Source organism: Nocardiopsis exhalans (genome assembly GCF_024134545.1).
GTDB classification, from domain to species: Bacteria; Actinomycetota; Actinomycetes; order Streptosporangiales; family Streptosporangiaceae; genus Nocardiopsis; species Nocardiopsis exhalans.
The window spans coordinates 2,592,955-2,606,462 of record NZ_CP099837.1 but is presented as its reverse complement, the minus strand read 5'-3'; the positions used below and the strand labels follow the sequence as shown (position 1 = coordinate 2,606,462).

13 protein-coding genes are annotated in these 13,508 nt (G+C 71.2%); 7 read left to right on the top strand and 6 right to left on the bottom strand.

The window, feature by feature from the left end; all coding sequences use genetic code 11:
• Positions 1-660: 660 nt before the first annotated feature.
• Entirely contained in the window at positions 661-1,536 is an 876-nt protein-coding gene (locus NE857_RS11655; RefSeq protein WP_254420994.1) for a hypothetical protein, read from the bottom strand.
• Between the two features lie 136 nt (positions 1,537-1,672).
• Here NE857_RS11655 and NE857_RS11650 point away from each other — a divergent pair, with 136 nt between their 5' ends.
• A complete protein-coding gene (locus NE857_RS11650) occupies positions 1,673-2,935 on the top strand; it encodes an endonuclease/exonuclease/phosphatase family protein (protein ID WP_254420993.1) in 1,263 nt (420 codons plus the stop codon).
• 5 nt (positions 2,936-2,940) lie between these two features.
• Here NE857_RS11650 and NE857_RS11645 read toward each other — a convergent pair whose 3' ends face one another.
• The 3 genes from NE857_RS11645 to NE857_RS11635 all read right to left on the bottom strand — a co-directional run bounded on the left by NE857_RS11645 (position 2,941) and on the right by NE857_RS11635 (position 4,863).
• Entirely contained in the window at positions 2,941-3,264 is a 324-nt protein-coding gene (locus NE857_RS11645; protein WP_254420992.1) for a chorismate mutase, read from the bottom strand.
• Between the two features lie 302 nt (positions 3,265-3,566).
• Positions 3,567-4,229, bottom strand: a complete 663-nt coding sequence (locus tag NE857_RS11640) for a PaaI family thioesterase (RefSeq protein WP_254420991.1) — start codon at positions 4,227-4,229, stop codon at positions 3,567-3,569.
• Positions 4,230-4,425: 196 nt separating this feature from the next.
• Positions 4,426-4,863 (bottom strand): GNAT family N-acetyltransferase, encoded by a 438-nt coding sequence (locus tag NE857_RS11635; RefSeq protein WP_254420990.1) that lies wholly within the window; start codon positions 4,861-4,863, stop codon positions 4,426-4,428.
• A 65-nt stretch (positions 4,864-4,928) separates the two neighbouring features.
• Between NE857_RS11635 and NE857_RS11630 the strand changes: the two genes are divergently transcribed.
• From NE857_RS11630 to NE857_RS11615, 4 genes are all read left to right on the top strand, one after another.
• Positions 4,929-5,801 carry an AraC family transcriptional regulator gene (locus NE857_RS11630; RefSeq protein WP_254420989.1) on the top strand — a complete coding sequence of 291 codons (873 nt, stop codon included), beginning with the start codon at positions 4,929-4,931 and terminating at the stop codon, positions 5,799-5,801.
• A gap of 81 nt (positions 5,802-5,882) precedes the next feature.
• The gene (locus NE857_RS11625; RefSeq protein ID WP_254420988.1) at positions 5,883-7,127 is read left to right on the top strand and encodes a GNAT family N-acetyltransferase; all 1,245 of its coding nucleotides are present in this window, start codon (positions 5,883-5,885) and stop codon (positions 7,125-7,127) included.
• A gap of 92 nt (positions 7,128-7,219) precedes the next feature.
• Positions 7,220-7,945, top strand: coding sequence for an AzlC family ABC transporter permease (locus NE857_RS11620; RefSeq protein ID WP_254420987.1), 726 nt, complete (start codon positions 7,220-7,222; stop codon positions 7,943-7,945).
• The gene (locus NE857_RS11615) at positions 7,942-8,256 is read left to right on the top strand and encodes an AzlD domain-containing protein (RefSeq protein ID WP_254420986.1); all 315 of its coding nucleotides are present in this window, start codon (positions 7,942-7,944) and stop codon (positions 8,254-8,256) included. Before NE857_RS11620 ends, NE857_RS11615 begins: the two co-directional genes overlap by 4 nt.
• A 35-nt stretch (positions 8,257-8,291) precedes the next feature.
• Here NE857_RS11615 and NE857_RS11610 read toward each other — a convergent pair whose 3' ends face one another.
• Together NE857_RS11610 and tdh are read right to left on the bottom strand one after the other, a co-directional pair.
• The gene (locus NE857_RS11610; protein ID WP_425572034.1) at positions 8,292-9,473 is read right to left on the bottom strand and encodes a glycine C-acetyltransferase; all 1,182 of its coding nucleotides are present in this window, start codon (positions 9,471-9,473) and stop codon (positions 8,292-8,294) included.
• 69 nt (positions 9,474-9,542) lie between these two features.
• A complete protein-coding gene (gene tdh, locus NE857_RS11605) occupies positions 9,543-10,607 on the bottom strand; it encodes an L-threonine 3-dehydrogenase (protein ID WP_254420984.1) in 1,065 nt (354 codons plus the stop codon).
• Between the two features lie 86 nt (positions 10,608-10,693).
• Here tdh and NE857_RS11600 point away from each other — a divergent pair, with 86 nt between their 5' ends.
• Entirely contained in the window at positions 10,694-11,665 is a 972-nt protein-coding gene (locus NE857_RS11600) for a LysR family transcriptional regulator (protein WP_254420983.1), read from the top strand.
• Positions 11,666-11,824: 159 nt separating this feature from the next.
• Positions 11,825-13,507 (top strand): thiamine pyrophosphate-dependent enzyme, encoded by a 1,683-nt coding sequence (locus NE857_RS11595; RefSeq protein WP_254420982.1) that lies wholly within the window; start codon positions 11,825-11,827, stop codon positions 13,505-13,507.
• Position 13,508 lies beyond the last annotated feature (1 nt).

The window sequence follows — 13,508 nt, the reverse complement described above, 5'->3', positions numbered from 1 at the left end:
GCGGTGGGACGGAAGCAGGCAGGGCGAGTGGGGCCGGTTTTCAGCGTGGGGGTGTGGCGCCCGAAACCCGCGCCTGGGGCTGTCCGCTGCTTCCAAAACCCCTATATCCCCGATGATCTTGCTACCAGAAGCAAGTTCGGCGCCGAACTTGCTTCTGGTAGCAAGATCATCTTCAGAGAGAGGGCCGAAACAGGCACCCGACCCCAGACACCACCACTGAGCTCGCCACCGCTGGTCCGTCCGGGCGAGTGACCGGCCGCGACACGAGTGCCGGTGCGCGCAGGGGTGGGGAGGGCGCCGGCCGAAGGCCGAGGTAGTTGGCAGTTAGGGGTCGGGGCCCGAAGGGCCCGTTGGCCACCCCGACCACTTCTCCCCCGTTTCCCGACAGCCGCCCACCGCCGTCGTAGCAAAGCGGGTCAAGGTGGAGCGCCCGGAGCGAAGCGAGGACGAACGACCTTGACGCGCGCAGCGCAGACGGCAACCATCAAGCGGCGGGAAACGGGGGAACCGGAACCGGACAACGCTGGGAACTAAGCTGCTGCACCGCCGGGTGCGAGGGGCCGGGATGGACAGGACTGCACCGGGCCCGACCGAGCCGGGCTGGGCTGGGCTGAACCAAGCCCGACCGAACCGGGCCAGGGAGACTCTTGAGCCTTTGGGTCAGGGTTGGGAGGTTCCGCCGGAGGTACGGAGGTTGTGGGCGAGGGTACGGAGCCAGGGTTCGCGGAAGGCGGGTTCGGCGGTCAGGGTTCGGTGGACGAGGGAGCGGACTCGGCGGGTGCGGCCGTGGGCGTGGAAGCTCAGGGCCTCGGCGAGTCCCTGGCGGGCCTTCTCGTCGTGGCGCGGACGGGTGACGGAGGGGTCGGACCAGCGGGAGCGCCGGAAGGAGCGCTCGGTCTTGGGCTGGGAGTTGCCCAGGTGCCCCCAGAGGAATCGGTCGATGGAGACGTTGCGCACGGCGCTGGGCTGCAGGTCGCTCGTCCACTCCGCGTGTTGCTGCCAGCGCCAGGTGTTGGGGCTGGTCTTCTTCCGCACGGTGATGCCGAGGTAGCGGAGCCTGCGGCGGATGAGGTTCCAGGACACCCCTTCGTCGTCGATCCAGTCACGCAGCTCACGGTGCAGGTTGCCGAAGGTGGAACCGTGCAGGACCAGGTCCGCGAAGACCACGGGGCGTTCGCGGGCGGCCAGGCTCCGGGGGCTGATCCCGGAGGCGGTGAGGTTGGTGCGCAGCTGGGCGCGTTCGTCGGGGGTCACCTCCTCGCCGTCGAAGCCGTAGAGGGACAGCGGCAGGCGGTGCAGCCGCTCCCGGTGGTCTGTGTCGGCGAGCACCCCGCTGAGCAGGTCGTACACGCTGTCGGGGGAACGCCCCACGAAGTACAGGTCGCCGTCGGCGCTGCGGGCCAGGACCTTGGCCGCGCACTCGGCGAGGGCATCGACGTAACCGGGTTCGTAGTCGATTCCATCGGTGAGGGAGCCGGTCCGGTCACCGCCGGAGATGTCCCAGCGGAAGGGGAGGTTGGGTTCCTTGTGTGCCATAACAAGCCAGTCAAACAAGGCGGGAGGGGCCCGCCAAGGGATTTTCGGTGTTGTTCGGACGGCAGAGGTCCACCGTTCGGACACGCTCGCCTGTTACGCTCCGGCGCGCGAACCCCCGCTGAGAGGACCACCTTCCGTGACCAACAGGCCCCGCCGTATCGCCTCCACCGCCACCCTCGTGCTGGCCGCCTCCGCCCTGACCGCGCTGCCCTCCTCCGCCGCGGAGTCGCCGTCGGTCCCCGCTCCACCGGGCGCGCACGAGGTGCGCTTCTCGACCTTCAACACCGCCCTGGAGCGTCCGGAGCAGGGTGCCCTGGCCGAGGAACTGGCCACCCCCGACAGCGAGCAGGCCCGCAACGTCGCCGAGATCATCCAGCACGTGCGCCCCGACGTCCTGCTGGTCAACGAGTTCGACTACGACGAGGAGGGTTCAGGTCCCCGGCTCTTCCAGGACAACTACATGTCCGTAGGGCAGAACGGCGCCGAACCCATCGAGTACCCGTACGTGTACTCCGCGCCGGTCAACACCGGTGTGGCCTCGGGTGTGGACCTAAACGGCGACGGCGAGGCGGTGACCGAGCCGGGCACCCCCGGGTACGCCGAGGACGCCTTCGGCTACGGGATCTTCCCCGGCCAGTACGGGATGGTCGTGTACTCGCGGTACCCGATCGTCACCGACCAGGTGCGCACCTTCCAGAACTTCCTGTGGGCCGACATGCCCGGTGCGCTGCTGCCCACCGACCCCGAGACCGGCGAGCCGTACTACTCCGAGCAGGCCCTGGAGGTGCTCCGACTGTCCTCCAAGAGTCACTGGGACATCCCGATCGACACCGGACGCGGCCGCCCCGTACACCTGCTGGCCAGCCACCCGACTCCCCCCGCCTTTGACGGCCCGGAGAAGCGCAACGTGGCGCGCAACCACGACGAGATCCGTTTCTGGGCCGACTACGTGACCCCTCGGGCCGGTTCCTACATCTACGACGACCAGGGTGATGCTGGCGGCCTCGCCCCCGGCTCTCCGTTCGTGATCGCGGGTGACCTCAACGCCGACCCCAACGACGGTGACGGGCACCCCGAGGCGATGACCCAGTTGCTGGAGCACCGGCACATCGTGGACGTGCGCCCCTCCAGCCAGGGCGGGCGCGGTGCGGCCGAGCGCCAGGGCGGCGCCAACGACGACCACGTGGGCGCCCCGGAGCTGGACAGCGCGGACTTCAACGATGTCCCCGGCCCGGGCAACCTCCGCGTGGACTACGTCCTACCGTCCCGATCGCTGCCCGCACGCGGCTCCGGTGTGTTCTGGCCCACCGTGGACGACCCGCTGTTCCGGCTGACCGGGGACTACCCCTTCCCCAGCTCGGACCACCGCCTGGTGTGGGTGGACGTGGTGCGGCCGTAGACCGGTCAGCTTGCACTGGCCGCTTCCTCCTGGGCGGCGGCCAGCCCGGCGCTGATCACGCTGTCCATGATCTCGGCGAGGCGGTCGGCGCCCAGACGGGGCGCGTGTTCGGCCATGCGCTCGACCAGTTCACGCTCGCGTCCCCTGTCGCGCCCGGCGAAGTAGCCGACCGGCTTGAGCCGCTGGACCTGGGCGGCGATCAGAGCGCGGCGCTCGAGGAGCTCGGCGAGTTCGGCGTCCATCTGGTCGATCCGGCCGCGCAGCCGGAGGATCTGCTCGGCGGCCGGGGCCTCGACGGAAGGCGCGGTTTCGGTGTGACGGTCGTGCACGGTGTTCCCTCTCGGGTCTGGATGCGTACGCGGATGCGGCGCGGCCGTACGTCCCGTCCAGGAACCGTGTGCTGGGGCGTCGGCCGCCCGAAAAGACGAAAGAGCACCGGGCTGCTGCCCGAGTGCTCTGTTGCCGACGTTCCCGTTTCCGCCTACGTGAAAGCGGCCGACGGGTGCGTCGGCTGGCTAAACACGAAATAGCGGTGGGTCACGGTGGTGATGCTACTACACAGCGAGGGGCCGCGCTCCGCCTGGACGGTGCGCGGCCCCTCGGAGAGTCTTCGCCCGGTTCGGCGGGCTCGTTACTCGGCGGCCTCGACCTGGATCATGAGCCCGGTGGCCTCGGCGGTGACCTGGCCGTGGGCGCGGATCTGACCGGCGACGAAGACCTTGCGACCCTCGACCCGCTCCACCCAGGAGGTGATCTCCAGCGGGGTGAACAGCGGAGTGGGGCGGCGGTAGTTGATCTCCAGCTTGGCGGTCAGCCCGGGGCTGGTCTCCACGGCCGAAACGCTGCCGACGGCCTGGTCGAGCATGGCCGCGATCCAGCCGCCGTGTACCAGGCCGGGAGGGCCCTGGTAGATGGTGTTGAGGGTGATCTCGGCGCGCAGGCCCTCGTCGGTGCGGTCGAGGAAGAGCTGCGGGGCGGCCGGGTTGGTCTCGCCCTCGACGATGTTGGTGATGGTACCGACCATGGTGGTGCCGTCACTGAGCTCACGGCGGACCATGGTGCCGATCTGACGGCGGGCGACGTTGAGCCGGCCGGTCAGCTCCTCGACGGTGGCGGCGGTCTCGGCCAGCGTGTCGGTGTCGACCTCGGTGTTGGCGACGGCGTCGACGAGGTCGTGGACGCGGGAGACCAACGTGCGCAGTTCGGCGGGGATCGCGTGACCGTCGACGAGGGGGAGCCCAAAGGCTCGGGGGTCGTCGGGGCTCTCGGTGACCGGCTGCGTGTTGACCGTCATGTGTTCCTCGTCGGGTCGGTGTTCGTTCTCGGCTGGCTGGTGCGCGTGCGGAGCGCACCGGGGGACACCAACGTCAAAACCGAATCGTACTCGGTAGTATTCCGACGGGTCAGGGCACGGGGGTGCGCTCCCCGTCACACCGGACGGGGAGCGGGGAGCTTCCAGGTGCCCGAAGCCAGATTTCCGGGGAGCCCGGTCAGCCGAGTTTGTGCTCCATGTGCAGGTGAGGGATGCCCGCGTCCATGAACTCCTCGCCGTGGGCGGTGTAACCCAGCCGCTCGTAGAAGCCCAGCGCGTGCGTCTGCGCGTGCAGTTCCACCCGGTCGAGCCCCGACTCGCGCGCCAGGTCCTCGGCGGCGCGGACCAGCGCGGCGCCGGTCCCCCTGCCCCGGCCCGCGGGCAGGACGGCCATCCGGCCCAGGAGCCCGGAACCGTCGCCCTGGTCCACCAGCCGGACCGTGCCCACCGGCACCCCGCCCACGAGGGCGAGGAGGAAGGCGGCGGTGGTGTCCCGCTCGTCCCACTCCTCCTCGATCGGGACCTGCTGCTCTGCGACGAAGACGGCGCCCCGGATGACGAAGACGGCCGCGCGGTCCCGCTCGTCCAGGACCTGGCGAATCTGTGGCTTGCTCATCCGCACAGGCTATCCGCGCGGGCCCTCCCTCCCCCGCCCGCCCCCGCCCGTCCTAACCTGGGGGTATGGAACCCGGAGGCCTGGAACTGCCCAGTGAGGTCCACCCCACCGTCGAGGACCCGCGGGTGGAGCGCGCGCGGTACTGGCGCTTCTCCGGCCTGCCCGACACCGAGCTCCTCACCGCGCGGTTCGTCACCACGACCTTCACCCGGCACACACACCCCACCTACACCATCGGCATGATCACCGCCGGGATCGAGGAGTACACCCATCCGCGCGGACGCTCACGGGTGGGCCCGGGCGGGCTGGCCGTGGTCGGCCCCGGCGAGGTGCACACCGGGCACGCCGGGATCCCCGAGGGGTGGGGCTACCGGGTCTTCTACCCCGCGCCCGAGGTGGTCGAGGGCATCGGCCGGGAGCTGGGCATGCGCGGCACCCCGGGGTTCACCGAGTCCGGGATCGACGCCCCCGAGGTCGCCCGTGTGCTGGTGCGGGCACACATGGCGGCCGAACGGGGCGAGCGCCTGACCGCGTCCTCCCTGACCAGGCAGGGCATCGCCATGCTGTTGCGGTCCCACGGCCGTGAGCGCGCAAGGGAGGGCGGCGGGCACGCGGCACGACCGGAGGTGCTCCGGGTACGGGAGCTGTTGGCCGAACGCCTGGTGGATCCGCCGACCTTGGAAGAGCTGGCGGCGCACACGGGGATCGGGGCGTTCGCCCTGTCCCGGGCCTTCCGGAGCGCCTACGGACTGCCCCCGCACGCCTACCTGAACCAGATGCGGGTGGACCGCGCCCGGGCCCTGCTCGTCCAGGGGCGTCGCGCGGGCGAGGTGGCCGTGGAGGTGGGCTTCGCCGACCAGCCCCACCTGACCCGCCACTTCCGCCGCCACCTGGGCGTCCCCCCGGTCGCCTACCAACGCGCCCTACGCGCCTCCTGACCCGTACCCCCTGCCCTCCCAAAACCCGGCACGCTCGAAACCCGGTGGCACTGGAACCAGCCATCACGGTACAAAGACCCCATGAGCGACCCGTACCCCCTGCGCCCGCTGCACGAGCACGAGATCACCGACTGGGCCCGGATGACCTGCGATACCTACGGCACGGACTGGCGGGAAGGGGGTCTGCGCGGGGTTCAGGGCAGCATCGAACCCGAACGCACCGTCGCCGCCTTCGACGGCGACCGGATCATCGGCGGCGGCGCGATCTACTCCCGCGACCTCACCGTCCCGGGCGCGGTGCGGCCGGTCGCCGGGGTCACCCTGATCGCGGTCTCCCCCACCCATCGCCGCCGGGGTGTGCTCACCTCCATCATCCGCCGCCAGTTCGAGGACGTCCGCGCGCACGGCGAGTCGGTCGCGGCGCTCAACGCCTCCGAAGGCGGGATCTACGGCCGGTTCGGCTACGGGATGGCCTCGCGCCTGGCCCGGGTGAGCGGGGACAAACGCATGATGCGCCTGCACCCGGGCGTGGACACGGGACAGGGCCGGGTCCAGCTGCTCGACAGCGCACAGGCCCGCCCGCTGCTGGAGAAGGTCCACGACACGGTCCGCTCCGGCTCGGTCGGCTGGGTCGACCGGCCCGAACGCTTCTGGGACGCCCTGCTGCGCGACGACCCACCCGTACGCGGCGGCATGACAGCGATGCGCTTCGCCGTGCACACCGAACCCGGCGGTGAGGCGACGGGCTACGCGATCTACCGCTTCCGCGGCGCGGACGACAGCCGGGGCACCCCCGCCACGGTGCATGTGGTGGAGCTCGCCGCGACCCGGCCCCGGGCCCACGCCGCCCTGTGGGACTTGCTCATCAGCATCGACGCCCACCCCGGCCTCTACTACGAGGGCCCGGTCGACGACCCTCTGCCGCGCATGCTGACCGACGCCGGGGCCCTGAGCACCGGGGTGTTCGACAACCTGTGGGTGCGTCTGGTGGACGTGGAGCGAGCGCTGGCCGAACGTCACTACTCCCTACCGCTGGACGTGGTCCTGGAGGTGGACGACGCCTTCTGCCCGTGGAACACCGGCCGCTACCGGCTGCGCGCCGACGGCGAGGACGTCAGGTGCGAACGCACCGGCGCCACCGCAGACCTGCGACTCTCCGCGGCCGAGCTCGGCGCCGCCTACCTGGGCGGAACGACCCTGGCGTCCCTGGCGCAGGCCGGACGGGTCACGGAGCTGACCCCTGGCTCCCTGTCCCGCTGCTCGACGGCCTTCCGAGGCGAACGCGAACCCTTCCACCCTTCCGGCCGGGCCTTCCCCGCCTACTGACCCCGCTCCCTTCGGCATGCCCGGATCCCCACCCGCTCCGGGCGCAAGAACGTTCAAGACTCTTCGCCCGAACCCTCCTAACGTGGGCGAACGTGAAGACCTTCTCTCTACTCCGCTCGCCTGCAGTGCGGGACAGCCTGGGGATCGGTGTCGCCGTGGGCGCCGCCGGGCTGGCCTTCGGCACCGCGGCCGTGGCCGCCGGGCTCTCCCCCGCCCAGGCCCTGTTCCTCAGCCTGTTCATGTTCACCGGCGCCTCCCAGTTCGCCCTGGTCGGGGTGATCGCCGGGGGCGGGAGCCTGGTCGCCGGAGCGTTGGGCGCCCTGCTCCTGGGCGCCCGCAACACCCTGTACGGGCTGCGGTTGGCCGACGTACTGGGGTACCGGGGTGCCCGCCGGGCCCTGGCCGCGCACGGGGTGATCGACGAGACCGCAGCGGTGACGCTGGTCCAGCCGGACCGGGAGTCCGCGCGAACGGCGTTCATGACGACCTATGTGGTCCTGGGCGGTTTCTGGGTGGCCACGACCCTGGTGGGGGCGCTGGCCACGGACCGGGTGAGCGACATCGACGCGTTCGGGCTGGACGCGGTGGGCCCGGCCATCTTCCTGGGGCTGCTGTGGCCCCGGCTTCGCGAGGGCGGTCCGCGTACCTGGCTGATCGCCGGGCTGGGCGCGGGGCTGGCGCTGGCCGCGACCCCGTTCCTCGCGCCGGGGGTACCGGTGCTGCTGGCCGCCTCCGCCGCGCTGCTGTCGTTCGTCGGCGCCAACGAAGCCAACAGCCCCGGCAGCGGCGCCGACCAGACCGAGGAGGTTCGCTCGTGACGCTGTGGATCGCGCTGATCGCCACCGCCGCCGGATGCTACCTGCTCAAGTACGCGGGTCTGGCGGCCCCGCGCCGGCTGCTGGACAACCCGTGGCTGCAACGCTTCGCCCTGGCCGTCCCCGTAGCCCTACTGGCCGCGCTGATCGCCGTGCAGGCGCTGGGCGACGGACAGTCCCTGAACTGGGACACCGCCAGAATGGCCGGGGTGGGCGCGGCTCTGCTCGCCCTGGTGCTGCGTGCCCCGTTCCTGGTGGTGGTCGTGGCTGCCGCCGGGACCACCGCCGCCCTGCGCGCCCTCGGAGTCGGCTAGGAAGCGCTGCTCAAGCCCTGCGGAGGCGCCAGCCCTCAGGCTGTACCGCCTTCGCGGAGCTCGTCCCGGACCTGCGCGAACGCCGCCACCGCCGTGCGGATGTCCTCCTCGCTGTGTGCCGCCGAGAGCTGGACCCGGATGCGGGCCTTGCCCATGGGAACCACGGGGTAGGAGAACGCCGTCACGTACACGCCCTTGTCCAGAAGCGCGGACGCCATCCGGGCGGCCTCGGCGGCGTCACCGATCATCACCGGCACGATCGGGTGCTGCCCGTCCAGCACGTCGAAGCCCGCGGCGGTGATCTCCGACCGGAACAGTTCCGCGTTCCGGTTCAGCTTCGTCCGAAGGTCGTCGGCTTCGGAGAGCATGTCGAGCACGCGCAGGGAGGCTCCGACGATCATCGGGGCGAGCGAGTTCGAGAAGAGGTAGGGCCGCGACCGCTGCCGGAGGATCTCCACGATCTCGGCATGCGCGGACACGTATCCGCCGCTGGCGCCGCCCAGCGCCTTGCCGAGCGTTCCGGTGATGATGTCCACCCGGTCCTGGACGCCGAACAGCTCGGGGGTTCCCCGCCCGTTCGGCCCGACGAAGCCGACGGCGTGGGAGTCGTCCACCATGACGAGCGCGTCGTGGCGCTCGGCCAGGTCGCAGATCTCGTCGAGCGGCGCGAGGTAGCCGTCCATCGAGAACACGCCGTCGGTGACGATCAGACGGTGACGGGCATCCGCGGCGGCGACGAGCTGCTTCTCCAGGTCGGCCATGTCACGGTTCTTGTACCGGAACCTGGCCGCCTTGCTGAGCCGGATCCCGTCGATGATGCTCGCGTGGTTCAGCTCGTCCGAGATCACCGCGTCCTCGGGGCCCAGGAGCGTCTCGAAAACCCCGCCGTTGGCGTCGAAACACGAGCTGTAGAGGATGGTGTCGTCGACCTGGAGGAACTCCGACAGTCGACGCTCCAGCCGCGCGTGCAGGTCCTGGGTTCCGCAGATGAACCGCACCGAGGCCATCCCGAAGCCCGCCTCGTCGAGCGTGCGCTTGGCGGCCTCGATCAGGTCGGGGTGGTCGGCCAGGCCCAGGTAGTTGTTCGCGCAGAAGTTGAGGACGCTGTCGTCACCGACACTGATCCGTGCCGACTGCGGGCCGCTGATCAGCCGCTGGTCCTTGAACAGCCCCGCCTCACGGATGCCCTCGAGCTCCCGCGTGAGATGGTCGCGCATCGCTGCGTACACGTCACTCTCCTACTATTCGCTGATCGTCGTTGAAGCGGTCCCGCCCTGCGGGATCGCCTAAGGGTTCACCTGAGAGGTCGCCTGCGGGATCGACGGCGTGGTCCAGTCGAGCACGACCTTCCCGCACCGGCCGGAGGCGGCGACCGCGAAGGCCTCTTCGTGCTGTTCGTAGCCGAACCGGTGGGTGATGATCGGGCTGATGTCGAGGCCGTTCTCGAGCAGCACCGACATCGCGTACCAGGTGTCGAACATCTCCCGCCCGTAGATGCCCTTGAGCGTGAGCATGCGGGTCACCACGGTCGCGAGGTCGACCGAGACGTCATCGGCGGGCAGACCGAGGATCGCGATGCGGCCGCCGGGGCTCATGGTCGAGATCGCCGAAGCGAGGGCCTTGGCCTGCCCCGACATCTCGAACGCGACGTCGAAGCCCTCCTTCATGTGGTTGGCCGTCATGACGTCGGCCAGGTCCTCCTGTGACACGTCCACGGCGATGGTCGCGCCCATCTTCCGGGCCAGCTCGAGCCGGTACGGGCTCAGGTCGGTCACGACGACACTGCGCGCTCCCGCGTGCCGTGCGGTCGCCGCGGCCATGACCCCGATGGGTCCGGCCCCGGTGACCAGGACGTCCTCGTTCATGACGGGGAAGGACAGCGCCGTGTGCACGGCGTTGCCGAAGGGGTCGAAGATGGCGGCGACGTCGAGGTCGATCGGGATGCGGTGCACCCAGGCGTTCGTCTCGGGGAGCACGACGTAGTCGGCGAAGGCGCCGTTCGTGTTCACCCCCAGGCCGATCGTCCTGATGCACAGGTGGCGGCGGCCGGCCATGCAGTTCCGGCATTTGCCGCAGACCAGGTGGCCCTCGCCGCTCACCAGGTCGCCGGCCTTCACGTCGGTGACGCCCCCGCCGACGTCGACGACCTCACCGACGAACTCGTGCCCGAGGACGAGCGGCGGCTCGATCACGGACCGCGCCCAGTGGTCCCAGGCGCTGATGTGCAGGTCGGTTCCGCAGATGCCGGTGCGCAGGACCTTGATGAGCACCTCGTCGCGGCCCATCACGGGATCCTTGACCTCGCCCAAGGTCAGCCCGGGCTCGCCTCGAAGTTTGGAGAGTGCCTTCATGATCCCGATCATCACCTACCGGATATCATTAAGTCCATCACGAAGTCCTGCAGAGAAGCTTCCAGATTTACTTAAAAGGGGATCGCGTGATCGACCCGCGCCGCCTGCGCGTACTCCAATCCGTCGCGCTCCACGGCACGGTCACCGCCGCGGCCCGGTCGCTCTACCTGTCGCCGTCCGCGGTGTCCCAGCAGCTGTCGGCGCTGGAGCGGGAGGTCGGTCTCGACCTCTTCGAACGCCACGGACGCAACATTCGGCTCACCGCCTCGGGGACCGTGCTCGCCGGGTACGCGGTGCAGGTGTCCGCGATCCTCGAGCAGGCGGAGGCCGACCTGGCCGCGTCGGCGCTCGGCGAGGTCGGCACCGTGGGTATCGCCGCTTTCCCGTCGGCGATCACCGAGGTCGTGGCCCCCGCGCTCCGCACACTGCGGACCTCGGCGCCACACCTGCGGGCGCACGTCACCGACGCGGAGGGAGCCGCCGCGCAGCGGCTCCTGGCCGAAGGCAACGTGGACGTCTCCGTGTCCGTGGACTACCCGCAGGCCACGGACTCGACTCCGCAGGCGTTCAGCCACGCCCGCCTGTACTCGGAGCCGCTGGACGTGCTCGTGCCCTCGGACAGCGATCTGGCCGCAAGCGCCCAACTGTCACTGTCCCGGCTGGCCGGGGAAGCGTGGGTCACCCCGCTGCCGGGGAACCCGATCCACGACCTCACGCTCCTCGCGTGCCAGCAGGCGGGTTTCCAGCCGCGCGTGGAGTCGGTCTCGAACGACTTCCGCGCGGTCAGCGCGCTGGTCGGCGCGGGCGTCGGTGTCGCCCTGGCCCCGCGGTCGGCGATCACCGCCATCGACCTCCCGCGCGTCAGTGTCCTTCCGCTGCGGGGGCGCCCGCCGAGGAGGCACGTGTTCGTCTCCGTCCGGCACGGCACCGAGGGGCATCCTCTGGTGAACGCGGTGCTCAGCGCCCTGCACGAGCACGCCCGTGCCCTCGAGCCGCGGCGCAAGCGTCCGACGGCGGCGCGGCACCGGCTCCTCGGAGAAGAAGAAGCCTCCGACTGACCCGTTCCGGTCGCTCCGGGCGGGGTTGTCCACAGGCGGCCGCGTCCGGCCTTGACCGGTCTTGGGGCGCCTGCAAGAGTCGGCCGCATGTGTTCCGGGGCACACCCAGGCTCCGGCGCGCACCGAGTGGACCTTGCGACGATGGAAGGACCCGCCTCCATGGCCCCTGCCGCACAACGGCCCCAACCCCCCACCGACACCGCCGCGCACGCGACGGTGTCGGTCCTGGCCGCCGCCGGGATCAGACGGTGCTACACCGTCCCCGGCGAGAGCTTCCTCGAACTGGCGGACGCCATCGACCAGCACCCGGGGATGGCCCTGGTCTCCACCCGGCACGAGGGCGGCGCCGCCTTCATGGCCGAGGCCGAGGCCAAGCTCACCGGCGTCCCCGCCGTGGCCGCCGCCACCCGCGGCCCCGGCGCGGCCAACCTCGCGGTGGGTGTGCACACCGCCATGCAGGACTCCACCCCGATGATCGTGTTCCTCGGCCAGGCCGAGACCGAACGCCTGGGGCGCGAGGCCTTCCAGGAGGTGGACCTGACCGCCTTCTACGCGCCCATCACCAAGTGGTCCACCACCGTGCACCGGGCCGACCGGCTGGCGGAGGTCACCGCCCGGGCGATCCGGATCGCCACCACCGGCCGCCCCGGCCCGGTGGCCATCGCGGTGCCGGGCGACCTGTTCGGCGAACGGGTCGGCCCGCAGCCCGAACCACACCCCTTCGTGGCCCCCCGGCCCCCGTTGGGCGGGGGCGACCGGGACCGGCTGGCCGCCTGGCTGGCCCGGGCGGTGCGCCCGGTGATCATCGCCGGCGGCGGGGCCAGGTCCGCGCGCGCGGACCTGGTGCGCGTGGCCGAGCAGTACAGCGCCGGGGTGTACGCCGCCTGGCGGCGGCAGGACGTGTTCCCCAACGACCACCCGCTCTACCTCGGGCACCTGGGACTGGGCGCGCCGAGCGCGGTGCTGGGCGCGCTGGCCGACGCCGACGCGGTGCTGGTGGTGGGCTGCCGGATGAGCGAGACCACCACCCAGGGGTACCGGCTGCCCGAGTCCGACGGGCGCACCCGCATCGCGCAGATCGACATCGACCCCGAGCAGGTGGGCGCCACCAAGGACGTGTGGCTCGGCGCGGTGGCCGACGCCGGGGAGGCCCTGCGCTCGCTGGCCGGGGCCCCGGTCAAGGCGCCCTACCGGGACTGGAGCGCGGCCCGCCGGATCTGGGTGGAGAGCGCGACGGTCCCGGCCGAGACCGGTCGGCACCGGAGCGGCCGCATGCACCCGTGGTCGGTGATCGCCGGGATGCGCGAGGCCCTGCCCGAAGACACCCTGATCACCAACGACGCGGGCAACTTCGCGTCCTTCCTGCACCGGGGGTGGTGGTTCCGGCACCCGGACACCCAGCTGGCGCCGACCAGCGGGGCCATGGGGTACGCCGTGCCCGCAGCGGTGGCCGCCAAGCTCACCGCGCCCGAGCGGACAGTAGTGGCGGTGGCCGGTGACGGCGGCGCGCTGATGACCGGACAGGAGTTGGAGACGGCGGTCCGGCACGGGGCGGCGATCACCGTCGTGGTGTTTCAGAACGGGCTGTACGGCACGATCGCCATGCACCAGGCTCGTGAGCTGGGCCGGATCGCGGGCACGGAGATCAGCGGCCCCCTGGACCTGGCGGGGTACGCCCGCGCGCTGGGCGCCAGAGGTGCCACCGTGCACAACCGTGAGGAGTTGGAGAAGGCGCTGGCCGAGGCGGTGGGTTCGGACCTGCCCACCCTGGTGGACGTGCGCACCGACCCGGAGGTGATCAGCCCGACCGCCACCATGACGGACCTGCTCGGCGAGAGCTGAG